This window comes from Hydrogenophaga sp., assembly GCF_048549895.1.
Taxonomy (GTDB): Bacteria; Pseudomonadota; Gammaproteobacteria; order Burkholderiales; family Burkholderiaceae_C; genus Hydrogenophaga.
The window spans coordinates 1-24,145 of the sequence record NZ_JBLYYB010000202.1; the positions used below are offsets into that span (position 1 = coordinate 1).

At 64.2% G+C, this 24,145-nt stretch carries 24 protein-coding genes; 2 read left to right on the plus strand and 22 right to left on the minus strand.

The genetic code is table 11. The features are described 5' to 3' along the window. Window positions 1-105 precede the first annotated feature (105 nt). A complete protein-coding gene (locus ACN4F8_RS18825; RefSeq protein WP_419474969.1) occupies window positions 106-732 on the plus strand; it encodes a response regulator transcription factor in 627 nt (208 codons plus the stop codon). 78 nt (window positions 733-810) lie between these two features. Then, window positions 811-1,662, plus strand: a complete 852-nt coding sequence (folD, locus tag ACN4F8_RS18830) for a bifunctional methylenetetrahydrofolate dehydrogenase/methenyltetrahydrofolate cyclohydrolase FolD (protein WP_419474970.1) — start codon at window positions 811-813, stop codon at window positions 1,660-1,662. 6 nt (window positions 1,663-1,668) lie between these two features. Here folD and ACN4F8_RS18835 read toward each other — a convergent pair whose 3' ends face one another. From ACN4F8_RS18835 to rpsB, 22 genes are all read right to left on the minus strand, one after another. Beyond that, window positions 1,669-2,472, minus strand: a complete 804-nt coding sequence (locus tag ACN4F8_RS18835; RefSeq protein WP_419474971.1) for a prohibitin family protein — start codon at window positions 2,470-2,472, stop codon at window positions 1,669-1,671. Window positions 2,473-2,513: 41 nt separating this feature from the next. Next, entirely contained in the window at window positions 2,514-2,966 is a 453-nt protein-coding gene (locus tag ACN4F8_RS18840; RefSeq protein ID WP_419474972.1) for a DUF4149 domain-containing protein, read from the minus strand. Beyond that, entirely contained in the window at window positions 2,966-3,442 is a 477-nt protein-coding gene (gene greA / locus ACN4F8_RS18845; RefSeq protein WP_419474973.1) for a transcription elongation factor GreA, read from the minus strand. Before greA ends, ACN4F8_RS18840 begins: the two co-directional genes overlap by 1 nt. A gap of 140 nt (window positions 3,443-3,582) precedes the next feature. After that, window positions 3,583-6,858, minus strand: coding sequence for a carbamoyl-phosphate synthase large subunit (carB, locus tag ACN4F8_RS18850; RefSeq protein ID WP_419474974.1), 3,276 nt, complete (start codon window positions 6,856-6,858; stop codon window positions 3,583-3,585). Window positions 6,859-6,883: 25 nt separating this feature from the next. Next, window positions 6,884-7,246, minus strand: coding sequence for a hypothetical protein (locus ACN4F8_RS18855; RefSeq protein WP_419474975.1), 363 nt, complete (start codon window positions 7,244-7,246; stop codon window positions 6,884-6,886). A gap of 10 nt (window positions 7,247-7,256) precedes the next feature. Next, on the minus strand, window positions 7,257-8,438 hold the full coding sequence (carA, locus tag ACN4F8_RS18860) for a glutamine-hydrolyzing carbamoyl-phosphate synthase small subunit (protein WP_419474976.1): 1,182 nt from the start codon (window positions 8,436-8,438) through the stop codon (window positions 7,257-7,259). Between the two features lie 280 nt (window positions 8,439-8,718). Then, a complete protein-coding gene (locus ACN4F8_RS18865) occupies window positions 8,719-9,489 on the minus strand; it encodes a TrmH family RNA methyltransferase (RefSeq protein WP_419474977.1) in 771 nt (256 codons plus the stop codon). After that, entirely contained in the window at window positions 9,486-10,133 is a 648-nt protein-coding gene (gene rnhB / locus ACN4F8_RS18870; RefSeq protein WP_419474978.1) for a ribonuclease HII, read from the minus strand. Before rnhB ends, ACN4F8_RS18865 begins: the two co-directional genes overlap by 4 nt. Continuing rightward, complete coding sequence (gene lpxB / locus ACN4F8_RS18875) at window positions 10,105-11,250, minus strand: lipid-A-disaccharide synthase (RefSeq protein WP_419474979.1); 1,146 nt, start codon at window positions 11,248-11,250, stop codon at window positions 10,105-10,107. Before lpxB ends, rnhB begins: the two co-directional genes overlap by 29 nt. A gap of 7 nt (window positions 11,251-11,257) precedes the next feature. Next, window positions 11,258-12,052 carry an acyl-ACP--UDP-N-acetylglucosamine O-acyltransferase gene (gene lpxA / locus ACN4F8_RS18880; protein WP_419474980.1) on the minus strand — a complete coding sequence of 265 codons (795 nt, stop codon included), beginning with the start codon at window positions 12,050-12,052 and terminating at the stop codon, window positions 11,258-11,260. 19 nt (window positions 12,053-12,071) lie between these two features. Next, window positions 12,072-12,512, minus strand: coding sequence for a 3-hydroxyacyl-ACP dehydratase FabZ (fabZ, locus tag ACN4F8_RS18885; RefSeq protein ID WP_300874368.1), 441 nt, complete (start codon window positions 12,510-12,512; stop codon window positions 12,072-12,074). Continuing rightward, window positions 12,509-13,561, minus strand: a complete 1,053-nt coding sequence (gene lpxD, locus ACN4F8_RS18890; protein ID WP_419474981.1) for a UDP-3-O-(3-hydroxymyristoyl)glucosamine N-acyltransferase — start codon at window positions 13,559-13,561, stop codon at window positions 12,509-12,511. Before lpxD ends, fabZ begins: the two co-directional genes overlap by 4 nt. Before the next feature lie 16 nt (window positions 13,562-13,577). Further along, the gene (locus tag ACN4F8_RS18895) at window positions 13,578-14,096 is read right to left on the minus strand and encodes an OmpH family outer membrane protein (RefSeq protein ID WP_419474982.1); all 519 of its coding nucleotides are present in this window, start codon (window positions 14,094-14,096) and stop codon (window positions 13,578-13,580) included. Beyond that, window positions 14,096-16,417 carry an outer membrane protein assembly factor BamA gene (gene bamA / locus ACN4F8_RS18900; RefSeq protein ID WP_419474983.1) on the minus strand — a complete coding sequence of 774 codons (2,322 nt, stop codon included), beginning with the start codon at window positions 16,415-16,417 and terminating at the stop codon, window positions 14,096-14,098. The genes ACN4F8_RS18895 and bamA overlap by 1 nt, the downstream gene beginning before the upstream one ends. Before the next feature lie 12 nt (window positions 16,418-16,429). Then, window positions 16,430-17,794, minus strand: coding sequence for an RIP metalloprotease RseP (rseP, locus tag ACN4F8_RS18905; RefSeq protein ID WP_419474984.1), 1,365 nt, complete (start codon window positions 17,792-17,794; stop codon window positions 16,430-16,432). 56 nt (window positions 17,795-17,850) lie between these two features. Continuing rightward, complete coding sequence (gene ispC, locus ACN4F8_RS18910; RefSeq protein ID WP_419474985.1) at window positions 17,851-19,035, minus strand: 1-deoxy-D-xylulose-5-phosphate reductoisomerase; 1,185 nt, start codon at window positions 19,033-19,035, stop codon at window positions 17,851-17,853. Between the two features lie 5 nt (window positions 19,036-19,040). Further along, window positions 19,041-19,874 carry a phosphatidate cytidylyltransferase gene (locus ACN4F8_RS18915; RefSeq protein ID WP_419474986.1) on the minus strand — a complete coding sequence of 278 codons (834 nt, stop codon included), beginning with the start codon at window positions 19,872-19,874 and terminating at the stop codon, window positions 19,041-19,043. After that, window positions 19,867-20,637 carry a polyprenyl diphosphate synthase gene (gene uppS, locus ACN4F8_RS18920; protein WP_419474987.1) on the minus strand — a complete coding sequence of 257 codons (771 nt, stop codon included), beginning with the start codon at window positions 20,635-20,637 and terminating at the stop codon, window positions 19,867-19,869. The genes ACN4F8_RS18915 and uppS overlap by 8 nt, the downstream gene beginning before the upstream one ends. Window positions 20,638-20,675: 38 nt before the next feature. Further along, window positions 20,676-21,236, minus strand: a complete 561-nt coding sequence (frr, locus tag ACN4F8_RS18925) for a ribosome recycling factor (RefSeq protein WP_069046663.1) — start codon at window positions 21,234-21,236, stop codon at window positions 20,676-20,678. A 41-nt stretch (window positions 21,237-21,277) separates the two neighbouring features. Next, window positions 21,278-21,988, minus strand: a complete 711-nt coding sequence (gene pyrH / locus ACN4F8_RS18930) for a UMP kinase (RefSeq protein WP_419474988.1) — start codon at window positions 21,986-21,988, stop codon at window positions 21,278-21,280. Between the two features lie 151 nt (window positions 21,989-22,139). After that, on the minus strand, window positions 22,140-23,057 hold the full coding sequence (tsf, locus tag ACN4F8_RS18935) for a translation elongation factor Ts (RefSeq protein ID WP_419474989.1): 918 nt from the start codon (window positions 23,055-23,057) through the stop codon (window positions 22,140-22,142). Between the two features lie 114 nt (window positions 23,058-23,171). Beyond that, on the minus strand, window positions 23,172-23,927 hold the full coding sequence (gene rpsB, locus ACN4F8_RS18940; RefSeq protein ID WP_300655567.1) for a 30S ribosomal protein S2: 756 nt from the start codon (window positions 23,925-23,927) through the stop codon (window positions 23,172-23,174). Window positions 23,928-24,145: the final 218 nt, after the last annotated feature.

Sequence of the window (24,145 nt, forward strand, 5' to 3'; positions counted from 1 at the left end):
GGGTTGCTGCTTCAGTTTCTTGATTCCTGTGGTCTCCAGATTGACGGTCGGCGACGCATCAACCGGACCAGCCACAGAGCCGGTGACGGACACAGAAAGAGCGAGATGAGTTTGATCCCGAAAAAAGGCACTGTTTATGTCGTTGATGACGACGAGGCGGTGCGCGACTCACTTCAATGGCTGCTCGAAGGCAAAGACTTCCGGGTCCGCTGCTTCGAATCGGCCGAGGCCTTCCTCAGCCGCTACGACGCCCGCGAGGTGGCTTGTCTGATCGCCGACATCCGCATGGGCGGCATGACTGGCATGGAGCTGCAAGAGCGGCTGATCGAGCGCCAGTCTCCCCTGCCCATCGTCTTCATCACCGGCCACGGCGACGTGCCGATGGCAGTGGAATCGATGAAAAAAGGCGCGCTCGACTTCATCCAGAAGCCGTTCAAGGAAGATCAGCTCGTCACGCTCGTCGAGCGCATGCTCGAACATGCCCGCGGAGCCTTCACCACCCACCAGCAAGCGGTGAGCCGCGACGCCCTGCTCTCCAAGCTCACCAGCCGCGAAGCCCAGGTGCTGGAGCGCATCGTGGCAGGCCGGCTGAACAAACAGATCGCCGACGACCTGGGCATCAGCATCAAGACGGTGGAAGCGCACCGCGCCAACATCATGGAAAAACTCGGCGCCAACACCGTGGCCGACCTGCTCAAGATCGCGCTGGGACAGACCCCGGCCAAGGCCTGACACACCGACTCCACACACCCGATCAACGCCCGCCCTTACCGGCGGGCGTTTCCGTTTCAACCGCAGCCCGCTCACCCCATGACCGCACAACTCATCGACGGCAACGCCCTCTCCCGCCAACTTCGCGCCGACGTGACCGCGCGCGTCACCGCCCTCAAAGCCAAGAGCGTCACGCCGGGCTTGGCGGTGATTCTGGTGGGTGAGAACGCGGCGTCGCAGGTGTATGTGCGTAACAAGGTCAAGGCCTGCGAAGACACCGGCATGCACTCGGTGCTGGAGCGCTGGCCCGCCACCATGACCGAAGCCGAGCTGCTGGCGCGCGTGGACGCGCTCAATGCCGATGCCACCATCCACGGCATCCTGGTTCAGTTGCCGCTGCCCGCACACATTGACGCGCAAAAGGTGATCGAGGCGATCTCACCCGCCAAGGACGTGGATGGGTTCCACATCGCCAGCGCAGGCGCCCTCATGACTGGAATGCCCGGCTTCTGGCCTTGCACGCCCTACGGCTGCATGAAGATGCTGGAGAGCATCGGCTACGACCTCAAGGGCAAACACGCGGTGGTGATCGGGCGCAGCAACATCGTGGGCAAACCCATGGCGCTCATGCTGCTGCAGCAAAACGCCACCGTCACCATCTGCCACAGCGCGACGAAAGATCTGAAGGCGATGACGCTGCAGGCCGACGTGATCGTGGCCGCGGTGGGCAAGCGCAATGTGCTCACCGCCGACATGGTCAAACCCGGCGCGGTGGTGCTCGACGTGGGCATGAACCGCAACATTGAGGGCAAGTTGTGCGGGGATGTGGACTTTGCCGGCGTGAAAGAAGTGGCCAGCTACATCACCCCCGTGCCGGGCGGTGTCGGCCCCATGACCATCACCATGCTGATGGTCAACACCCTCGAATCGGCCGAGCGGCTCGCGGACTGACCGCCGCTACTGCGGCTTGATCTGCACGAAGGGCGTGGCCCCACCCGTGACCTGGGGCAGCTTGCCGTCCCATTTCCGGATAGCCTCGGATTCGTTCTCAAGCTGCTTGAGGCGCAGCAGGTCGGGCGTGATCTCCAGGCGCTTGGCCTTCAGGGCCTCGGCCTCGCCACGCGCCTTGGCGAAGGCCTGCTCGGCCTCGACCTTGATGCGCTCGAGATCGCGCTCGGCGGTCAGCTTCTTCTGCTCCGCTTCCACCTTGGCCTCGATGGCCTTGTCGAACACGCTGGAGAAGTCGTAGTTCACCGCGGCGAGGGTGTCGACAACCACGCCGTGGCGCTTGAGCCGTTGGTCGAGGGCGTCGCGGATCTTGAAACTCACGTCGATGCGCTTGGTGACCAGCTCTTCGGCGGTGTATTGGGCGGCCACCGCTTTGGTAGCCTCCTGTGCGGCGGGCTCGATGACCCGGGCCGCCACGGCCTGCTCATTGCCGATCTTCTGAAACGTGTCCGCCACCAGGGCTGGATCCAGGCGCCAGTTCAGGGCTGCGGAGATCTGCACCTGCTGCAGGTCGCGTGAGGCCGCCACGCCCTTGCCTTCGTTCTTCTGCAGGCGCACGTCGATTACGTGCACCCGGCTCACAAAGGGCATCACGAAGTGAATGCCTTCACCCAGCGGCGTGGGATCGACCTTGCCAAAGATGGTCAACACACCCCGGGTACCCGCCTGCACGATGCGAATGGGATTGACCGCGATCAGGAAAACCACCAGCGCCACAAGGCCCAGACCCACCTTGACCAGCCACGAAGCCACGCCATTGCCCGTACCGTCCTCCCTCCTCGTTTGAGCCCGGATTATCGGGCCTGATTCTTGACCCCCGAGGCGCCCGACACTCGCCAAAGCACCGCCCCCGCGCACAGCCACTGCCCCAGCACCATCGCGCTGCCCACGCCATGCCACAGCCGGAGATTGCCGCCGCTGGCGCGTGCGGTCACGATGTTCTGGGCCACACCGAACTCCTGCACGAGGGCGAGCAACATGGCGAACAACACGATGCCCACTGTGGTGAGTGCGGCGGGCGCGATGCTGGCGCCTTCAACGCGCCAGCGGCGCAGGATCAGCAGCAGCGCCATACCCAGCACCAGGCCGGCCCAGCACTGCAGCGAGAAGATTTTTGCAGCCACCGGTCCGGCAATTGCCGGGCTGCCCAGCGTGGCAAAGAGCAGCGGTACCGCCAGAAAGCTCAGTGCCGAGAGACCGCCCCACCACAAGGCGGCCACAAAAACAGCGACCCGTTGCAGCGGCATCAGGCGTAGCGCACAGCCACGATCTCGAAGCGTTTGGTGCCACCTGGCGCCTGCACTTCGGCCACATCGCCTTCTTCCTTGCCGATGAGCGCGCGTGCAATCGGGCTGCCGATATTGACCAGCCCCTGCTTGAGATCGGCTTCGTCTTCGCCCACGATCTGGTAGGTCACGGCCGCGCCGCTGGCTTCGTCTTCCAGTTCAACCGTCGCGCCAAACACCACCTTGCCACCCGCGTCCACCGCAGTCGGATCAATGATCTGTGCGGCCGAGAGCTTGCCTTCGATCTCGGCGATGCGGCCTTCGATGAAACCCTGGCGGTCCTTGGCGGCGTCGTACTCGGCGTTCTCGCTCAGGTCGCCCTGCGCACGCGCTTCGGCAATCGCGTTGATCACCCAGGGGCGGTCCACGGTCTTGAGGCGGTGCAGCTCTTCCTTGAGTTTTTCAGCGCCGCGCTTGGTGATGGGCAGGGTGGCCATGGGGTCCTCCGGAAATCGGGATGCAGCCGTCTTTGCGACTGCGTCGGTGCAAAAGGAAACCGCCGAGCGTTGCCGGTCGGCGGTGTATAGGAGTCGATTATGCCCCCGTCGAGCCTGTGCTCAACCGGGATGAACCCGGATCAAGCTGTGAGCTGCGCGTGCATCTCCTGCACCGAAATCACGCCCAGGCTGTCCATGTACTTCATGCCTTCCACCGCCGCTTCTGCGCCGGCGATGGTGGTGAAGGTGGTCACCCGGGCCAGCAGGGCCGAGGTGCGGATGGCACGCGAGTCGGTGATGGCGTTGCGGCGCTCTTCCACCGTGTTGATCACCAGCACGATGTCGCCGTTCTTGATCGCATCGACGATGTGCGGGCGGCCTTCGGTGACCTTGTTCACCATCTGCACCGCCACACCAGCCGCGCTGATGGCCGCAGCCGTGCCACGCGTGGCCACCAGCTCGAAGCCCATGTCCACCAGTTGGCGTGCAATCTCCACCGCGCGCGGTTTGTCGCTGTTCTTCACGGTCAGGAACACCTTGCCGGTTGAACCGTTGGCGGCCTTGCCGGGTCGGGGCAGCTTGGTGCCGGCGCCCAGCTGGCTCTTGACGAACGCCTCACCAAAGGTCTTGCCCACGCCCATCACCTCGCCGGTGGACTTCATCTCGGGGCCGAGGATGGTGTCCACACCGGGGAACTTGACGAACGGGAACACGGCCTCCTTGACGCTGAAGTACGGCGGCGTGACCTCAGTGCCGATACCCTGCGCGTCCAGCGACTGGCCGGCCATGCAGCGCGCCGCCACCTTGGCCAGCTGGATGCCGGTGGCCTTGGAGACGAAGGGCACGGTGCGCGAGGCGCGCGGGTTGACTTCCAGCACGTAGATCACGTCCTGGCCGTCCACCTCTTGAATGGCGAACTGCACGTTCATCAGGCCGATCACGTTCAGGCCCTCGGCCATGGCGGCGGTCTGGCGCTTGAGCTCGTCCACCGTGGCCTTGGCCAAGTAGTACGGTGGCAGCGAGCAGGCGGAGTCGCCGCTGTGCACGCCGGCCTGCTCGATGTGCTCCATCACGCCGCCGATGAAAACACGACCGGTGTGGTCGCGGATCGCATCCACGTCGCACTCGATCGCGTCGTTCAGGAAACGGTCGAGCAGCACCGGCGAGTCGTGGCTCACCTTGACCGCTTCGCGCATGTAGCGCTCGAGGTCGCGCTGCTCGTGCACGATCTCCATCGCACGGCCGCCCAACACATAGCTCGGACGCACCACCAACGGGTAACCCAGTGCAGCCGCCTTCTCCAGCGCCTCGGGCTCGGCACGCGCGGTGGCGTTGGGTGGCTGACGCAGACCCAGGGTGTGCAGCAGTTGCTGGAAACGCTCGCGGTCTTCAGCAGCGTCAATCATGTCGGGGCTCGTGCCGATGATGGGCACGCCAGCGGCCTCCAGACCGAGCGCGAGCTTCAACGGCGTCTGGCCGCCGTACTGAACGATCACGCCCAGCGGCTTTTCCTTGTCCACGATCTCCAGCACGTCTTCGAGCGTGAGCGGCTCGAAATACAGGCGGTCGCTGGTGTCGTAGTCGGTCGACACGGTCTCGGGATTGCAGTTGACCATGATGGTCTCGTAACCGTCTTCGCGCATGGCGAGTGCCGCGTGCACGCAGCAGTAGTCGAACTCGATACCTTGGCCGATGCGGTTGGGCCCGCCGCCGAGCACCATGATCTTCTTGTTGGTGGTCGGCTCGGCTTCGCACTCACCGTCTCCGTGGCCTTCGTACGTGGAGTACAGGTAAGCGGTGTCGGTGGCGAACTCGGCCGCGCAGGTGTCCACGCGTTTGTAGACCGGGCGGATGTTCTCGGCGATGCGGCGTTCGCGCACGGCCTGCTCGTTGGTCTTGAGCAGCTTGGCCAGGCGGCGGTCGGAGAAACCCTTTTTCTTCAGGCCGCGCAGCGTTTCGGCGTCGATCGCTTCCAGGCTGGTTTTCTCCAGCGCGAGTTCGATCTTCACGATCTCTTCGATCTGCACCAGGAACCACGGGTCGATCTTGGTGAACTGGTGCACCTCGTCCATGGTCCAGCCGGCGGCAAACGCGTCGCCCACGTACCAGATGCGGTCCGGGCCGGGTTCGCCGAGTTCGCGTTCCAGCGTCTCGCGGTCCTGCGTCTTCTCATTCATGCCGTCCACACCGACCTCCAGGCCACGCAGGGCTTTCTGGAACGACTCCTGGAAGGTGCGGCCCATGGCCATGACCTCGCCCACGCTCTTCATCTGCGTGGTCAGGCGGCTGTCGGCGGTGGGGAATTTCTCGAACGCAAAGCGCGGGATCTTGGTGACCACGTAATCGATCGACGGCTCGAACGACGCCGGCGTGGCGCCGCCGGTGATCTCGTTGCGCAGCTCGTCCAGCGTGTAGCCAATGGCCAGCTTGGCCGCGACTTTGGCGATGGGGAAGCCCGTGGCCTTGGAGGCGAGTGCTGACGAGCGCGACACGCGCGGATTCATCTCGATCACCACCATGCGACCGTCGGCCGGGTTGATGGAGAACTGCACGTTGGAGCCACCGGTGTCCACGCCGATCTCGCGCAACACGGCCAGGCTGGCGTTGCGCAGGATCTGGTATTCCTTGTCGGTCAGCGTCTGGGCCGGGGCCACGGTGATCGAGTCACCGGTGTGCACGCCCATCGGGTCCAGGTTTTCGATCGAGCACACGATGATGCAGTTGTCCGCCTTGTCGCGCACCACTTCCATCTCGTACTCTTTCCAGCCGAGCAGCGACTCTTCGATCAGCAGTTCGCTGGTGGGCGAAGCTTCCAGACCGCGCTTGCAGATGGTCTCGAACTCTTCCGGGTTGTAGGCAATGCCGCCGCCGGTGCCGCCGAGCGTGAAGCTGGGGCGGATCACCACGGGGAAGCCCACCGTCTTCTGCACGCCCCAGGCCTCTTCCAGGCTGTGGGCAATGCCCGAGCGCGCCGAACCCAGACCGATCTTGGTCATGGCGTCCTTGAATTTCAGACGGTCCTCGGCCTTGTCGATGGCCTCGGGCGTGGCGCCGATGAGCTCCACGTCGTACTTTGCCAGCACACCGTGACGCCAGAGGTCGAGCGCGCAGTTGAGCGCCGTCTGCCCACCCATGGTCGGCAGGATGGCGAAGCCTCCCGCGGCGAGCGGACGCTCCTTGGCGATGATCTTCTCCACCGTCTGCCAGGTGATGGGCTCGATGTAGGTGACGTCGGCCGTGGCCGGGTCGGTCATGATGGTCGCGGGGTTGCTGTTGATCAGCACGACCTTGTAGCCCTCTTCGCGCAAGGCCTTGCAGGCCTGCACGCCGGAGTAGTCGAACTCACAGGCCTGGCCAATGATGATCGGGCCGGCGCCGATGATGAGGACGGTTTGGATGTCGGTTCTTTTGGGCATGGGGTTCGCGGTGGGTTGCGCAGGCTCAGGCCTGACGCTGGGTGTCCAGTGTGTTCAGCAAGGCCTGCAGTCGCTCGGCCGGCACGTTTTTCTGCATCAACTGCAGCAGGCCGTCGCCTTCGATCAGGGGGCGCAGCACCTCGACTTCAGCGTCGTAAAAACGCGCCTCCCAGGCCGCCAGTTCGGTGTTGAAGGTCTCGTCGTCCCAGGTCTTGCCTTTGGCCAGCAGCGTCACCAGCGGCATGGCCTTGTTTTCCAGGAACGCCTTGCGGTAGGGCTTCTGCGCCCAGCGTTGGGCGAACCAGTCCTTGTGCGGCGCCTCCAGCGTCAACATGCGCTTGCCGATGGCTTTCTCGATGGCGAACACAGGAAAACTGAAGAGCTTCATGGCGGCGGCCTCAGGCGGTTGCGCTCACGCGGGCTTGCATGAGGTCGATGAACCGGTCGAACAAATAACCGATGTCGTGCGGGCCGGGCGAGGCTTCCGGGTGGCCCTGGAAACAGAACGCCGGCTTATCGGTGCGGGCCAGGCCCTGCAGCGTGCCGTCGAACAGGCTCACGTGGGTGGCACGCAGCGTGGCGGGCAACGTCTTCTCGTCCACCGCGAAGCCGTGGTTCTGGCTGGTGATGGAGACGCGGCCGCCGTATTTGTCGTCGTTGGTGAGGTCTTTCACCGGGTGGTTGGCCCCGTGGTGGCCAAACTTCATCTTGAAGGTCTTGGCGCCGCTGGCCAGCGCCAGAATCTGGTGGCCCAGGCAGATGCCGAAGGTGGGCACGCCGGCTTCAACAATCTCGCGCGTGGCGGCGATCGCGTAGTCGCAAGGCTCCGGGTCGCCCGGGCCGTTGGAGAGAAACACGCCGTTGGGCTTGAGCTTGAACACGTCGGAGGCGGGCGTTTGTGCCGGCACCACGGTGATCTTGCAACCGCGCTGCGCCAACATGCGCAAGATGTTGTTCTTCACGCCGAAGTCGTACGCCACCACGTGGAAACGCGGCACGATCTGCTCGCCGTAGCCAAAGCCGAGTTGCCACTCGGTCTGTGTCCAGGCGTAAGGCTCGGTGGCCGAGACCACCTTGGCCAGGTCTTGGCCAGCCATGTTGGGCGCGGCTTTGGCGGCAGCCACGGCAGCCGCGCGATGCGCGTCGGTGATGGCCTCGCCCGCGGGCAGTGCAACGATGCAGCCGTTCTGCGCGCCGTGGGTGCGCAGGCGGCGGGTGAGCGCGCGGGTGTCGAGGTCGGCAATGGCCACGGTGCCTTCGCGCTGCAGGTAGTGCGAGAGCGTTTCGGTGCTGCGGAAGTTGGAGGCCAGCAGGGGCAGGTCTTTGATGATCAGGCCAGCGGCGTGGATGCGGCTGGCTTCGACGTCTTCGGCGTTGATGCCGGTGTTGCCGATGTGCGGATACGTGAGGGTCACGATCTGCTGGCAGTAACTCGGATCGGTGAGGATTTCCTGGTAGCCGGTGAGTGAGGTGTTGAACACCACCTCACCCGTGGTCTGACCGGTGGCGCCGATGGAGACGCCTGTAAAGACCGTGCCGTCGGCGAGCGCGAGAAGGGCTTTCGGGTGGACGGGAAGCACGGATGGGACTCCAGAAGTGGGGCGAAACGCAGGCCACCGGCGGTTGGTGCCGCGCAGGCTTCGCACCCGCCCTGCCCCTGACTTTCGGGGGACTCGAACGGAAAGAAACCTGGGGTGAGGAACCGGGGTGAGCGCGCGTTGCGCTGATTGCGGGTAAACCCCGGAATTATATGCTGCCCCCACGCTCCACCGCTGCGCGGGTCGCTGCCCCCCGAGGGGGCTGGGCCTGCCTTGGGGGCGGCCCGGCGGCTGGCCCGCTGTCCCCGGGCTTCCCCGTTGATTAACTGGACGTCGCCGCGCTCGCGTGCAGGCAGATCGCTGCTGCAGCTGCGACGTTGAGCGACTCTTCACCACCGGGCTGCGCAATGCGCACCGACTGCGCAGCCATGGCTTCCAGCACAGAACTCACGCCCTGCCCTTCGTGCCCCAGCACCCAGGCGCACGGCCAGGGCAACGACGCCTGGTGCAGCAGATCGCCCTGGTGCGAACTGGTCACCAGCAAGGGCACTTCCAACGCGGCCAGATCGGCGCCCGACAGGCCTTCAACGAGTCGCAGGGCGAAGTGCGCACCCATGCCGGCGCGCAGCACCTTGGGCGACCAGAGGGCGGCCGTTCCTTTGAGCGCGAGCACCTGGCCAAAACCGAAGGCCGCCGCGCTGCGCAGGATCGAACCCACGTTGCCGGCGTCTTGCAGACAGTCCAGCACCACGGCGGCCTGGCCTGCGTCCAGCGCGGTGACTTTGGGCAGGTCCCACACAAAGCCCACGCCGGCAGGCGATTCGAGCCCGCTGATGGACGCCATGAGCGCGCGCGGCACGGTCACGGTGTGGTCGGACGCATCGCGCAGGTCGTGCGGCGCCTGCACCCAGAAATCGTCGGTGAACACGGCCATGGCGGGCCGGTGGCCGCGGGCCAGCAAGGCGCGGCAAAGGTGATCACCTTCCAGCCAGACCTGTCCCTGCTTGCGGTAGGCGGTGTTGTCCTGCGCCAGCACGCGCAGGCGCTTGAGCAGCGGGTTGTCGCGCGAGGTGATGACGGTGGGTTCGCTCATGCGGGTGCGTTCTGTTGTTGGCCGACGAGGGCCAGCGCCCGCGCCACCGGTGCAAACGAGCGCCGGTGCACGGGCAAGGCCCCATGCGCCTGCAGCGCTCGCAAATGTTCGGCCGTGCCGTAGCCCTTGTGCCGGTCAAAGCCGTACTCGGGGTGCTGCAGGTGCAGTTCGCACAACATGCGGTCGCGCGTGACCTTGGCCAGGATGGACGCTGCCGAGATGCAGGGCACCAGCGCGTCGCCCGAGACGATGGCCTCGGCCAGCACGTCCAGCGCAGGCAGGCGGTTGCCGTCCACCAGCACCTTGGTTGGCTTCAGCCGCAGGCCCAGCACCGCGCGGCGCATGGCGAGCATCGTGGCCTGCAGGATGTTGAGCTGGTCGATCTCTTCCACCGAAGCCTGCGCGATGCTGCAGCACAGCGCCTTGGCGCGGATTTCGTCGTACAGGCGCTCGCGGCGCAGCGCGGTGAGTTGTTTTGAATCGGCCAGGCCCTTGATGGGCTTGAGATCGTCCAGGATCACGGCCGCGGCCACCACGGGGCCGGCCAGCGGTCCGCGTCCGGCCTCGTCCACGCCGGCCACCAGCCCCGGAACGTCCCAGACCAGATTGGCCTGCTCAGCCTTCAAGAACTTTTTCGATCGCATCGGTGGCCAGTTGGGCGGTGTCGCGCCGCAGGGTGTCGTGCAGCGCAGAGAAGCGCTGCTGCAAGGCCCCGATTCTCTCAGGCGCGTCGAGCCAGCCGAGCACGCTCTGAGCCAGGGCTTGCGGCGTGGCGGCGTCCTGCAAAAACTCCGGCACCACAAAGTCATTGCACAGGATGTTGGGCAAGCCCACCCAGGGCTGCAATTGCTTGCGCCGCATGATCTGCCACGACAACCAGTTCATGTTGTAGGCAATCACCATGGGCCGCTTGAACAGCGCCGCCTCCAGCGTGGCCGTGCCGCTGGCAATCAAAGTCACATCGCAGGCGGCCAGCGCGGTGTGGGACTGGCCTGCGATCACCTGCAACTCGGCGCCCAGCCCAGCGCTTCGGACCGCAGCCTCGATGCGCTCGCGCAGCGCGGGCACGGCCGGCACGACGAAGCGAATGCCGGGGCGTGCACTGCGCAAACGCACAGCGGCTTCAAAAAACACCTGGGCAAGGTACTGCACCTCGGAGGCCCGGCTGCCCGGCAGGATGGCGACCACGGTGTCTTCTTCGCGCAGACCCAGGGCAGCTCTGGCGGCAGCACGGTCGGGCTCCAGCGGAATCACATTGGCCAGTGGATGGCCCACGTAAGTGGCGGCGATGTCGTGTCGGGCGAGCAGCTCGGGCTCGAAAGGAAAGATGCACAACACATGGTCAACACTGCGCCGAATCTTCTCGACACGTTCGGCGCGCCAGGCCCAAACAGACGGGCAAACAAAATGCACGGTGCGCACGCCGCCCGCCTTCAGGTTGGCTTCCAGGTCGAGGTTGAAATCGGGTGCATCGACGCCGATGAACACATCGGGCCGGTCGGCGGACAGCAGGCGCTGCTGCAGTTGCGCGCGGATGCCGACGATCTCGCGGTAGTGGCGCAGCACCTCCACATAGCCGCGCACCGCCAGCTTCTCGCTGGGCCACCAGGCCTCGAAGCCTCGCGCCGCCATTTGCGGGCCGCCGATGCCGAAAGACTGCAGATCGGGCCATCGCTGCCGCACCCCTCCGAGCAACAGGCCAGCGAGCAGATCACCCGACGTTTCGCCCGCCACCAGGGCAAAACGTTTTGAAGAATTCATGTCGGGATCAGCGCACGATGCCGCGCTGGGGCGACACCTGCCCGAGGAAGTCCAGCATCATGGCCACGTCGGGAGCGGCTTCAGGCGTCTTCTCGGTCAGCGCACGAATGCGCTCCACCGACTGATCGAGCTTCAGGTCTTCGCGGTAAAGCGCCTTGTGCATGGCCTTCACGGCCGCGATGCGCTCGGGCGAAAAGCCGCGGCGGCGCAGGCCTTCGAAGTTCATCGAACGCGCCTGGGCCGGCTGGCCCTGGCACATCACAAACGGTGGCAGATCGGCAAACAGCAGCGAGCACATGGCCGTCATGGCGTGAGCGCCGACGCGCACGAACTGGTGCACCACGGTGAAGCCGCCCAGGATCACCCAGTCGTCCACCACCACGTGGCCGGCGAGCTGCGAGTTGTTGGCAAAGATGGTGTGGTTGCCCACCACGCAGTCGTGCGCCAGGTGCACGTAGGCCATGATCCAGTTGTCGTTGCCGATCTGGGTCACCGCGCGATCACCAGGCGAGCCGATGTTGAAGGTACAGAACTCGCGCACCGTGTTGCGGTCGCCGATGACCAGCTCACACGGCTCGCCCGCGTACTTCTTGTCCTGCGGCACGGCACCCAGCGAGTTGAACTGGAAGATGCGGTTGTCGCGACCGATGGTGGTGTGACCCTCGATCACGCAATGCGCGCCGATGGTGGTGCCCGCGCCGACCTTCACATTCGGGCCGATCACGGTGTAGGGGCCGACCGCCACCGAGCTGTCGAGCTCGGCGGCTGGGTCCACCAGCGCGGTGGGATGGATCAGAGACACAGAGCGCCCTCCCCCACCGTCAGGCGATGGTGCGCATGGTGCACATCAGCTCGGCTTCACACGCCACCTGCTCGCCGACGCGGGTGATGCCCTTGAACTTGAAGATGCCCGCTTTCATGCGGTCCAGCGTCACGTCCATCACGAGTTGGTCACCCGGCTCCACGGGGCGCTTGAAACGCGCACCGTCGATACCGGCGAAGTAGTACACCGTCTTGTCGTCGGGCGTCACACCCAGCGTGTCAAACGCCAGCAGGGCCGCAACTTGCGCCATGGCCTCCAACATGAGCACACCCGGCATCACCGGGCGGTGGGGAAAGTGGCCCACGAAAAACGGCTCGTTGATGGTCACGTTTTTCAGCGCCTTGATGCGCTTGCCCTTGTCGAGCTCAAGCACCCTGTCCACCAGCAGGAACGGATAACGGTGGGGCAGCTGCTTGAGAATCTGGTGAATGTCCATCATGGCTTTGTGTTGTTCTGGAGGGCTTGTTCGATCGCATGCTCTGCGGCCTTGAGACGTTCGCGAATGCGGTTGAGCTGCTTGAGGGATGCAGCATTTTTTTCCCAGTTCGCATTGTCGTCGATGGGGAACATGCCGGTGTAGTGGCCAGGCTTGAGCAGCGACCGGGTGACCACCGAGGCCGCCGACACGTGAACGCCATCGGCCAGCTTCAGGTGCCCCAGCACCACGGCACCGCCCCCGATGGTGCAGCCCGCGCCGATGGTGGCACTGCCCGCCACGCCGACGCAGCCGGCCATGGCCGTGTTCGTACCCACGCGCACGTTGTGGCCGATCTGGATCAGGTTGTCGAGCTTCACGCCGTCCTCAATCACGGTGTCGTCCAGCGCGCCGCGGTCGATGCAGGTGTTGGCACCAATCTCCACGTCGTTGCCGATGCGCACGGCGCCGAGCTGCTCGATCTTGATCCATTGCCCCTGGTGCGGCGCAAAGCCAAATCCGTCCGCGCCGATGACCACGCCCGAATGGAGCACGCAGCGGTCGCCCAGACTGCAGCGCTCGCCCACCGTCACGCGGGGGTGCAGCAGGGTCAGTGCGCCCACCTGCACATGGTCGCCGAGCACGCAGTGCGCGCCCACGCGAGCACCAGCACCCACGCGCACGTGGGCACCAATGACGGCAAACGCACCCACGTCCGCGTCCGAGGCCAGTTCCGCTGTCGGGTGCACCGACGCGGTCGGATGAACGGCGGCTGGAGCGGCGACAGCGTGCTCGCGCCGCCACCACTGGGTGAGGCGGGCGAAGTACAGGTAAGGGTCGTCGGTGACGATGCACGCACCGCGCGCGCTGGCCGCACCACGCAGCGAGAGCGGAACGATCAGGCAGGCTGCGCGGGTGGTGGCGATCTGGGACGCGTAGCGGGCGTTGGCAATGAAGGCCAGCGCATCGGGCCCGGCAGTGGCCAGCGGGGCCAGCCGGTGGATGGGGGTGTCGGGTGCGCCGACAAGCTCGCCACCAAGGGCTTCGACAATGGAGCCCAGTGGCCGCGACACACCCGGACCCTGCGGCTTACTTGCTGCCGTTCAAGCCGCTGAGCACCTTGTCGGTGATGTCGTGCTTGGGATTGATGTAGACGGCTTCCTGGATGACCAGGTCGAACTTCTCGGCCTCGGCCACTTGGCGGATCACGCGGTTGGCGCGCTCCAGCACGCTTTGCAGTTCTTCGTTCTTGCGCATGTTCAGGTCTTCCTGGAACTCACGCTGCTTGCGCTGGAAATCGCGGTCCTGCTCGACCAGTTGGCGCTGGCGCGTGGTGCGCTGGCCTTCGGGCAGGGTGGGCGCTTCGCGCTCGAACTTCTCCGACGCCGACTTCAGCTGGGCCGCGAGGCCCTGCACTTCTTTCTCGCGCCGGGAGAACTCCTGCTCAAGCTTGGTCTGGGCGGCTTTGGCCGAATTGGAGTCGCGCAGGATGCGCTCCAGATTCACAAAACCGATGCGCAGGTCTTGCGCTGCGACGCCAAGCGTTGCGAGCCCCAGGGCCACGGCAACGAGCGTCTTGCGGTTGAACAGGCTGGATAGTGTCTTCATCAAAAGGAGGTTCCGATCTGAAACTGGAATTTCTGGATTTTATCGCCGGTGAATTTCCGGATGGGATTGGCGATGGCGAATCTGAGTGGGCCGATGGGCGAGATCCAGCTTAGGCCCAAACCAACCGAGGCGCGCAGGTCGGTGGCATTCACACGGGTGTCGTTCTCACCAAACACGTTGCCAATGTCCACGAATCCGAACATGCGCAGGCTGCGGTCATTGCCAGCACCGGGGAAGGGTGTGATGAACTCGGCGTTCAGGGCAATGCTGCGGTTGCCGCCAATGTTGACGGTCTCCGGGGATCCCGTCACGGGGGACACCGGGCCAAGCGTGCCTTGTTCGAAACCACGCACGGAACCCAGGCCACCACCGAAGAAGTTCTTGAACACCGGATAGGGTCGACCACCCAGGCCTTTGCCGAAGCCCAGTTCGCTGTTCAGAGCCAGCGTGTACTGCTTGCTCAACGGGAAGTACTGCTGAAACTGGTAGTTCGCCTTGACATATCGGGCGTCACCTGCCACACCGAGTTCGGTGTTGAAACGCTGCAGACGGCCGCGGGTAGGGACCAGTGCACTGTCGCGGGTATCGCGCGACCAGCCCACCGTCAGAGGCACGGTGTTGCTGGTTTCGCCAAACTGGTTTCTGTAATCCTGGTAAGCCACTGGCAGGAAAATGCCCGGCTCGATCGTTGTCTGCTCAACGCCCACGCCGAAGAACACCGTGTCCGCTTCGGTGAAGGGCACACCAAAGCGAATTGAAGTGCCTTTGGTGATCAGACGGTAGTCGCCCGTCTCGGACTGGCTGTCATAAGGGCGCGTCGTGCGGTAGTAAGCGTCGATGCTGCGCGAAATGCCATCGGGCGTGAAGTAAGGGTCGACCGTGCTGAGCACCAGCTGCCGGTTGAACTTGCTGGTGTTGATGTCAATGCCGAGGTAATTGCCCGAGCCGAACACGTTTTCCTGCCGGATGCCGGCGATGATGGAGAGCTGTTCGGCCTGCGAATAGCCCGCGCCGAGCGATAGGTTGCCGGTGGGCTTTTCCGCCACCGAGATCGTCAGGTCGACCTGGTCTGGCGAACCGGGCACTTGCTGGGTGTCGACACCGACTTCGGTGAAGAAACCCAGCCGGTCAACCCGGTCGCGCGACAAACGGATGCGATCACTGTCGTACCACGCCGATTCAAGCTGGCGGAATTCGCGGCGCACGACTTCATCGCGCGTGCGGTTGTTGCCTTCCACGTTGATGCGGCGCACGTACACACGCCGTGCAGGCTGACCACGCACCACGAAGGCAACACGTTTGTTCACGCGGTCGATCTCGGGCGTGGCCTCGACCTGAGCGAAGGCGTAGCCGAAGGCACCGAAGTAATCGGTGAACGCCTTGACCGTGCTAGTCACGTCTTCGGAGTTGTAGGCCTCGCCAGCACGCAAGGTCACAAGCGACTTGAACTCTTCTTCCTTGCCCAGGTACTCGCCTTCTAGCGTCACCGACGACACCACGTAGCGGTTGCCTTCGGTGATGTTGAGCGTGATCGACATGTCCTGCTTGTCGGGCGAGATGGCGACCTGCGTGGAGTCGATGCGGAACTCGAGGTAGCCGCGCGTGAGGTAGTACGAGCGCAGGGTTTCGATATCGGCGTTGAGCTTGGCGCGTGAATACCGGTCGGATTTGGTGTACCAGCTGAGCCAGCCGCCTGTGTCCAGATCGAACAAGTTGCGCAAGGTGGATTCGGAGAAGGCCTGGTTGCCCACGATCCGGATGTCCTTGATCTTGGCGATGTCACCTTCGACCACGCTGAAGTTGAGATTGACCCGGTTGCGTTCGCCGGGTGTGACGGTGGTGACCACCTGCGCGGCGTACATGCTCCTGCTGATGTACTGACGCTTGAGCTCCTGCTCGGCCCGGTCGGCCAGCGCCTTGTCGAAGGGCCGACCTTCGGTCAGACCGATATCGCGCAGCGCTTTGGTCAGCACCTCGTTGTCGAATTCCTTGATGCCGGAAAAGCTCACATCGGCCACTGTGGGGCGTTCTTCCACGATCACGACCAGCACGTCGCCGTTGATCTGCAGCCGGATGTCGCTGAACAAGCCGAGGCCAAACAAGGAGCGGATCGCCGTGGATCCCTTGTCGTCGTTGTACTGGTCGCCGATGCGAAAGGGCAACGAGGCAAACACGGTGCCAGGCTCAACCCGCTGCAGGCCTTCCACGCGGATGTCGCGCAAAGTGAAAGGGTCAACGGCCCATGCAGGCAACGCGCTCAGCAAGGCGGTCGCGAGCACTGAAAGGGTCAGGCCACGCAGACCGTTTTTGTTTTTTGTCATGAGGAAAAGTGTTCAGCCAGCCAAGCGGGCCACATCATTGAACAAGGCAACGGACATGAGCGCCATGAGGACCACGACACCACCGCGCTGCAGGCGCTCCATCCAGACGTCAGATACGCTGCGACCGGTCACACCCTCCCAAAGATAATACATCAGGTGCCCCCCGTCCAAGACGGGCAGAGGCAGCAGGTTCAGCACGCCCAGACTCACGCTGATGAGGGCCAGAAACAGGATGTAAGAGGTGATGCCCAGGCTGGCGGATTTACCCGCGTAATCGGCGATCGTCAGCGGACCGCTGAGGTTTTTGACCGAGGCTTCCCCGATCAGCATGCGCCCCATCATCTTGAGCGTGAGCCAAGACACTTCCCATGTGCGTGCTACCCCCTTGAGCAGGCCGTCGACCGGGCCATGGCGCACCGTCATCATTTCGGGCGCCGCACCAATGTAGGCTCCCACGCGCCCCACCCACGCATCACCTTGTTTCTCGGGCACCGGCTTGACTGACAACTCAAGGCGTTGGCCGTTGCGATCGACCGACCATCGCTGCTCGCGCGCCTCGCCTGCCGGGCCGGTGGAGGCCCGTATGAGCGCACGCAGCCGCTGCCCGTCGGGTACGGCAGCGCCATCAACACTGCGCACCTTGTCACCGGCAAGCAGGCCCGCAGCCGCAGCCGCACCACCTGCCATCACCTCGCCCACCACGGGTTGGGTCCATGGACCGGTGATGCCGATCTTCTGGAACAGCGAGGCGTCGGCTTCGCGCACATCAAGCCCAGCCAACGGCAACACGACCACGCGTGGTGCGCCGCCCTCCTCGTTGCTCACCCGCAGCGTCATGTCTTCGTTGGACAGCGCCGCCTGGGTCAGGCGCCAGCGCAGGTCTTCGAAGGATCCGACATCGGCCAGGTTTTCTTCATCGGCTCCAGCCTGCGACACCCATTCCCCGCCGCGCAGGCCAGCTGCCTCGGCGAGTGAGCCGATGGCCGGGCTGGCCAGCACGGGCTTGGGCTCTTCGACGCCGCTCCAGTTCACCACGGCATACAGGGCCACCGCCAGCAGCAGGTTGGCCGCCGGACCGGCCGCCACGATGGCCGCGCGCGAACGCAGAGGCTGGGTGTTGAAGGCCAGATGGCGCTCGGTGGCATCCACCGGCGCCTCGCGTTCGTCGAGCATGCGCACATAACCGCCCAAGGGCAGCATGCAAAGCACGAACTCTGTGGGACTTCCCTTTTTCCGCCAGGTGAGCAACGGCTTGCCAAAGCCCACGGAGAAACGCAGCACCTTCACACCGCAGGCCACAGCCACGCGGTAGTGACCGTATTCGTGCACCGCAATCAACAGACCGAGGGCAACCACAAAGGCAACGAGTGTGAGCATGGCGGACGGGTCGTGAAGTTGAAGGCGCTTGCCTCAGCGTCTGCGAGGCAGCGGGTTCAGCGCAACAGGCGTTCGACCTGACGCTGGGCCAGATCGCGGGCCTCCTGGTCAATGGCCAGCAAGTCCGGCAGGTCGCAAGGTTTGGAGGGCACCAACGCCTGCAAAGTTGCATCGTTGATGACGTGGATCTGATCAAAGCGAAGCCGCTGATCGAGAAACGCCGCCACCGCGACCTCGTTGGCCGCGTTGAGCACGGCGGTGGTGCCCACCGGGCCGGCCAGGGCATCCCAGGCCAGTTGAAGTCCCGGGAAACGCTGGGCATCCGGTGTTTCAAAAGTCAGCGCTCCGAGGGCGCCGAAATCCAGCGGTGCAGCGCCCGAGGCCATGCGCTCGGGCCAGGCCAGGCCGTAGGCAATCGGCACACGCATGTCGGGCGTGCCCAGTTGCGCCACCACCGAACCATCGGTGTACTGGACCATGGAGTGAATCACGCTTTGCGGATGGATCACCACCTCGATCCGCCCCGGGGGAAGACCGAACAGGTAGCAGGCCTCGATCACTTCGAGCGCCTTGTTCATCATGGTGGCGGAGTCCACCGATATCTTGCGCCCCATCACCCAGTTGGGGTGGGCGCAAGCCTCGTTCGGCGTCACCTGGGCAAGCGTCTGCAGGTCGCGCGTGCGAAATGGCCCACCCGATGCGGTCAACACAATCTTCTCCACCCGGCGCGACCACGACGCCGGGTCTTCGGGCAACGACTGGAACACGGCCGAATGTTCGCTGTCGATGGGCAACAAGGTGGCACCCCCGTCGCGCACCGCCTGCATGAACAAGGCACCGCCGACCACCAGCGCTTCCTTGTTGGCCAGCAGAAGTTTTTTGCCGGCCTGCGCAGCGGCCAGGCTGGGCGCGAGGCCCGCCGCACCCACGATGGCGGCCATGACCGCGTCCACGTCCGGGTCGATACACACCTCGCACAAGGCCGCTGCACCCGAAAGCACCTGCACCTTCAGGCCGAGTTCACTCACCCGGTCGGCGAGCTGCCTGGCATGCGCCGGGCTCACCATCACTGCATACCGGGGAGAAAACTGCCGACATTGCTCCAGCATCAGGTCGACCTGTGTGGCGGCCGTGAGGGCGAACACCCGGTAGCGATCGGGATGGCGTGCCAGCACGTCCAGCGTGCTTTTGCCGATGGAGCCGGTGGAGCCGAGGATGGTGATGGACTGCGTGGCGTTCATGGAAATCAAAAAGTGGTGAGCATCATGGCCAGAGGCAAGACCGGCAGCAGGGCGTCAACACGGTCGAGCACGCCGCCGTGGCCAGGCAGCAGGCCGCTGGAATCCTTCACCCCGGCACTGCGCTTGACCAGCGACTCCACCAGGTCACCGACCACGCTCATGCAAACCATGAAGGCGAGTGACGCCACTGCGGGTAACGGTCCGAAAGTCCACAGGCGGGCGTACAGGCTGGTCGCGCTGCCAGCGCCTTGCCCATCGGCCCAGAGCCACGCTGCTGCCAGCAAGAACACGCCCACGAGCCCACTGAAGGCACCCTCCCACGATTTTCCCGGACTGATGGAGGGCGCCAGTTTGCGCCGCCCCAGTGTCCTGCCGCCTGCGTAAGCCGCAATGTCGGCGACCCACACCAGCAGCAGCACCGACAGCAAAAATTCCAACCCCACCAGGCGGGCCTGCACCATGGCCAGCCACGCGCAGCCGATCAGCACCAGTCCCATCCACAGGCGCAGACCGGCTGGCCATGCCCCCCAACCCGGGACACCGCGCACGAGCATGGCCACAGACAGCAACACCCACAACGTTCCAACCACCATCCACAAACCACGCCACGACTGCATCAGCCCGTCCAACATCCAGATGGCGGCCATCAACGCACCCAGGCCGCAGCCCAGCGCAAGCGACAGGCGTGAGCCCGCCCCATTGAGCCGCGCCCACTCCCAGCCGGCTGCCACGATCAGCAACAGCGTGAGGGCGGCAAAGGGGGCGATAGAGGGATAAAACAGCGCGGGCAACAACACCGCCAGCAGCAACACGGCGGTGATGACGCGCTGTCTAAGCATGTCGATCGCCACCCGCAGCCAGCATGGGCTCGGCCTGGCCGACTTGCTCCGATGTCTGGCCGAAGCGCCGCTCGCGGTTGGCGTATTCGAGCAGGGCGCGGTCCAGTTCAGCCGCATCAAAGTCAGGCCACAGGCATTCGGTGAACACCAGCTCTGTGTAGGCGGCCTGCCAGAGCAGGAAGTTGCTGATGCGCAGCTCACCCCCAGTGCGGATGAGGAGATCGGGATCGGGCACGTGCGCCAGGGCCAGCTCACCGTTGAGGCTTTCTTCCGTGATCTCAAGCCCCTGCGCCGCCAGCCGCTGCGCAGCCTGGGCCATGTCCCAGCGGCCTCCGTAGTTGAAACAGACGTTGAGCACCAGCTTGTGGTTGTGGGCGGTATCGCGCTCGGCCGCCGTGAGGCCTTGCACCACTCGGTTGGACAAACCGCGTCTGTCGCCGGGGAAGTGCAGGCGCACGCCGTTGCCACTCAGCGAGGGCACCTCTCTCGACAGAGCAAGCACCAGCAAATCCATCAGGCTGGACACCTCTTCCACCGGTCTGTTCCAGTTTTCGGAAGAAAACGCAAACACGGTCAACACGCCAACGCCGCGTTCCAGGCAAGCCTTGACGATACGGCGCAGCGCCTCGACGCCCTGCTTGTGCCCGGCCACACGCGGCAACCAGCGCTTCTGCGCCCAGCGACCATTGCCGTCCATCACGATGGCCACGTGCCGGGGCAATGAAGCGGGTGATGCGTTGGGCGTGGGACTGGGCGGGGCCATGTGTCGCGGTGCGAGGGGTTGCGCAAACAGACGGGCGGTCAAACCGCCATGATGTCCTGTTCCTTGCCGGCCACGAGGCGGTCCACCTCGTTGATGACCCGGTCGGTGAGTTTCTGGATGTCTTCCTGCGAACGGCGATCGTCGTCTTCAGACGCCAGCTTTTCCTTCACCAGCTTCTTCACCTGTTCGTTGGCATCACGGCGCAGGTTGCGGATGGCGATCTTGGCGGCTTCGCCATCACCCCTCACCACCTTGGTGAGTTCCTTGCGGCGCTCTTCGGTCATGGGGGGCATCGGCACACGAATCAGATCGCCCTGGCTTGACGGGTTCAGGCCCAGATCGGACTCGCGAATGGCTTTCTCGATCTTGGCGCCCATGCCCTTCTCCCAAGGTGCCACGCCGATCGTGCGCGAATCCAGCAAGGTGAGATTGGCCACCTGGGACAAGGGCAACATCGCGCCGTAGTAGTCCACGTGCACGGTGTCGAGCAGCGCCGGGTTCGGACGGCCGGTTCGGATCTTGGTCAGGCCGTTCTTGAAGGCCTCCACCGATTGCATCATTTTGTGCTCGGCGGTTTTTCGAATGTCGTCAACGCTCATGAAAACTCCTCAAATCAGCAAGTGGTGCGGGCCATCGGGCGTCACACGTGAACCAGCGTGCCTTCGTCTTTGCCCATCACCACATCGCGCAGCGCGCCGGGCTTGAAGATCGAAAACACCTTCACCGGCAGTTTCTGGTCACGACACAAGGCAAACGCTGTGGCATCCATGACCTGCAGGTTTTTGTGCATGGCCTCGTCAAAGGTGATCGATGCATACCGCGTGGCGTTGGGGTCTTTGTTGGGGTCGGCACTGTACACACCATCCACCTTGGTGGCCTTGAGCACGATTTCGGCGCCGATTTCGGCACCCCGCAAGGCAGCAGCCGTGTCGGTGGTGAAAAACGGGTTGCCCGTGCCGGCGGCAAACACCACGACCTTGCCCTCTTCGAGGTACTGCAGGGCCTTGGGGCGCACGTAAGGCTCGACCACCTGCTCGATGGCAATGGCCGACATCACACGGGCCACCAGGCCAGCCTTGTCCATCGTGTCGGCCAGCGCCAGCGAATTCATCACGGTGGCCAGCATGCCCATGTAGTCGGCGGTGGCTCGGTCCATGCCGACCGACCCACCCGCCACACCGCGGAAGATGTTGCCGCCACCGATGACGATGGCCACCTGGACACCCAGGCGGGTGACTTCTGCAATTTCTTCCACCATGCGCACGATGGTGGCCCGGTTGATGCCGAAGGCGTCGTCGCCCATCAGGGCTTCACCCGACAACTTCAACAGAATCCGTTTGTAGGCAGGCATGTGACAACTTTCAGGTAGCAAAAACACAAGATTCAGCCGGCAAGTGTACCGAGGAGCGGCGCTCCTTCGGTGTCGGTGGCACACAAGACAACGGGCCTTGCGGCCCGTTGTCTTGTTCAGAGCAGCAGCCTGGGCTGCTGCGGCAGGACGTTCAAGCGCCCTTGGCTGCGGCCACCTGAGCGGCCACCTCGGCAGCGAAGTCGTCCACCTTCTTCTCGATGCCCTCGCCCACCACGTACAAAGTGAAACCCTTGACGGTGGTGCCGGCAGCCTTGAGCATGGCCTCGACTGTCTGCTTGTCGTTCTTCACGAAGGGCTGGTTGAACAGCGACACTTCCTTGAGGTATTTCTGCACAGCGCCATCGATGCGCTTGGCCACGATCTCGGCGCTCTGCGCGGGCTTGCCGGCGGCTTCGAGTTCCTTGTTGGCTTCGTCGGCCTTGGCCGTGGCCACCGAGCGCTCGCGCTCGATGAATTCGGCGGGCACGTCGCCGCTGGTCAAGGCAACAGGCTTCATGGCGGCCACGTGCATGGCGACGTCCTTGGCTGCAGCTTCTTCGCCCTCAAACTCCACCACCACGCCGATGCGGGTGCCGTGCAGGTAGCCAGCCAGCTTGCTGGCGCCGCTGTAGGCCTTGAAGCGGCGGAACGACATGTTCTCGCCGATCTTGCCGATCAAACCCTTGCGCACGTCTTCCAGCGTGGGGCCAAAGCCGTCCTGGCTGTAAGAGAGCGCACCCAGGGCGGCCACGTCGGCCGGCTGGTGCTTGGCCACGAGTTCGGCTGCGGCCTTGGCGAGTGCCAGGAAGCTGTCGTTCTTGGTGACGAAGTCGGTTTCGCAGTTGACTTCGATCAGGCCACCGGTCGTGCCCTCGATGAAGCTGGCGACCACGCCTTCGGCGGTCACGCGGCTGGCGGCCTTGCCGGCCTTGGTGCCCAGCTTGACGCGCAGCAGCTCTTCGGCCTTGGCCATGTCGCCGTCGGCCTCGGTCAGGGCTTTTTTGCACTCCATCATGGGAGCGTCGGTCTTGGCGCGCAGTTCAGCGACCATGCTTGCGGTAATTGCCATCTGTCTTCTCCTTGGCGCCGCTTCGCCCCGTTGGGTGAAGTCGGCCATGTTCAATGATCGGTTTTCGGTGCGAAAAAGGGGCTCACGAGCCCCTCTTTCGTGGGAACAGCGCCTTCAAGCAGCGGTGTTTTCCTTGACTTCGACGAACTCGTCGGCGCCTTCGGCGGCAACGGCTTTCACGACGTCGTTGACGGCGTTGCTGCGGCCTTCAAGGATTGCGTCAGCGATGCCACGGGCGTACAGCGCCACGGCACGGGCCGAGTCGTCGTTACCGGGGATCACGTAGTCGATGCCCACGGGCGAATGGTTGGTATCAACCACGCCGACCAACGGGATGCCCAGCTTCTGCGCTTCGAGCACGGCGATCTTGTGGAAGCCCACGTCGATCACGAAGATGGCGTCGGGCAGCGAGGTCATGTCCTGAATGCCGCCGATGTCTTTTTCCAGCTTTTCCATTTCGCGGGAGAACGTCAGTTGCTCCTTCTTGGTCATGCTGTCCAGGCCAGCTTCTTTTTGGGCCTGCATGTCCTTCAAGCGCTTGATCGAGGTCTTGACCGTCTTGAAGTTGGTGAGCATGCCGCCGAGCCAGCGCTGGTCGACGAAAGGCACGCCTGCACGGCGGGCTTCCTGGGCCACGATGTCGCGCGACTGGCGCTTGGTACCCACCATCAGAATGGTGCCGCGGTTGGCGGAGAGTTGACGCACGAACTTGGCTGCGTCTTCAAACAGAGGCAGCGTCTTTTCGAGGTTGACGATGTGGATTTTGTTGCGGTGACCGAAGATGTACGGAGCCATCTTGGGGTTCCAGAAGCGGGTCTGGTGGCCAAAATGGACACCGGCTTCCAGCATTTCGCGCATGGAGATTGACATGAGTTAACTTTCCAGAGGTTGAGTCTAAAATCCAGCCCCGATCCCCTGTTGGCCACCCCGTCTGATGTGATTGGGTTGCCGCAGACGACACCCGGTTGGGCTGGTTTGCGATTGTCTTTGCGAGGTGGCTGAAGCTCCTGCCCAAGCCGTGATCTGCAAAGCCTGTCGATTATAGCAGCCCACCTCCCTTCAGTACCTTCCAGCGGTCGCGCCGCCTT

What these genes read in the sequence shown, in the direction of transcription:
- rpsB (WP_300655567.1), bottom strand. Translation starts at nt 23,927, where the DNA reads ATGTCAATCTCCATGCGCGAAATGCTGGAAGCCGGTGTCCATTTTGGC.
- rseP (WP_419474984.1), bottom strand. Translation starts at nt 17,794, where the DNA reads ATGCTCACACTCGTTGCCTTTGTGGTTGCCCTCGGTCTGTTGATTGCG.
- tsf (WP_419474989.1), bottom strand. Translation starts at nt 23,057, where the DNA reads ATGGCAATTACCGCAAGCATGGTCGCTGAACTGCGCGCCAAGACCGAC.
- frr (WP_069046663.1), bottom strand. Translation starts at nt 21,236, where the DNA reads ATGAGCGTTGACGACATTCGAAAAACCGCCGAGCACAAAATGATGCAA.
- bamA (WP_419474983.1), bottom strand. Translation starts at nt 16,417, where the DNA reads ATGACAAAAAACAAAAACGGTCTGCGTGGCCTGACCCTTTCAGTGCTC.
- ACN4F8_RS18895 (WP_419474982.1), bottom strand. Translation starts at nt 14,096, where the DNA reads ATGAAGACACTATCCAGCCTGTTCAACCGCAAGACGCTCGTTGCCGTG.
- folD (WP_419474970.1), top strand. Translation starts at nt 811, where the DNA reads ATGACCGCACAACTCATCGACGGCAACGCCCTCTCCCGCCAACTTCGC.
- fabZ (WP_300874368.1), bottom strand. Translation starts at nt 12,512, where the DNA reads ATGATGGACATTCACCAGATTCTCAAGCAGCTGCCCCACCGTTATCCG.
- ispC (WP_419474985.1), bottom strand. Translation starts at nt 19,035, where the DNA reads ATGAACGCCACGCAGTCCATCACCATCCTCGGCTCCACCGGCTCCATC.
- greA (WP_419474973.1), bottom strand. Translation starts at nt 3,442, where the DNA reads ATGGCCACCCTGCCCATCACCAAGCGCGGCGCTGAAAAACTCAAGGAA.
- pyrH (WP_419474988.1), bottom strand. Translation starts at nt 21,988, where the DNA reads ATGCCTGCCTACAAACGGATTCTGTTGAAGTTGTCGGGTGAAGCCCTG.
- rnhB (WP_419474978.1), bottom strand. Translation starts at nt 10,133, where the DNA reads ATGCGATCGAAAAAGTTCTTGAAGGCTGAGCAGGCCAATCTGGTCTGG.
- carB (WP_419474974.1), bottom strand. Translation starts at nt 6,858, where the DNA reads ATGCCCAAAAGAACCGACATCCAAACCGTCCTCATCATCGGCGCCGGC.
- ACN4F8_RS18855 (WP_419474975.1), bottom strand. Translation starts at nt 7,246, where the DNA reads ATGAAGCTCTTCAGTTTTCCTGTGTTCGCCATCGAGAAAGCCATCGGC.
- ACN4F8_RS18840 (WP_419474972.1), bottom strand. Translation starts at nt 2,966, where the DNA reads ATGCCGCTGCAACGGGTCGCTGTTTTTGTGGCCGCCTTGTGGTGGGGC.
- ACN4F8_RS18915 (WP_419474986.1), bottom strand. Translation starts at nt 19,874, where the DNA reads ATGCTTAGACAGCGCGTCATCACCGCCGTGTTGCTGCTGGCGGTGTTG.
- uppS (WP_419474987.1), bottom strand. Translation starts at nt 20,637, where the DNA reads ATGGCCCCGCCCAGTCCCACGCCCAACGCATCACCCGCTTCATTGCCC.
- ACN4F8_RS18865 (WP_419474977.1), bottom strand. Translation starts at nt 9,489, where the DNA reads ATGAGCGAACCCACCGTCATCACCTCGCGCGACAACCCGCTGCTCAAG.
- ACN4F8_RS18825 (WP_419474969.1), top strand. Translation starts at nt 106, where the DNA reads ATGAGTTTGATCCCGAAAAAAGGCACTGTTTATGTCGTTGATGACGAC.
- lpxB (WP_419474979.1), bottom strand. Translation starts at nt 11,250, where the DNA reads ATGAATTCTTCAAAACGTTTTGCCCTGGTGGCGGGCGAAACGTCGGGT.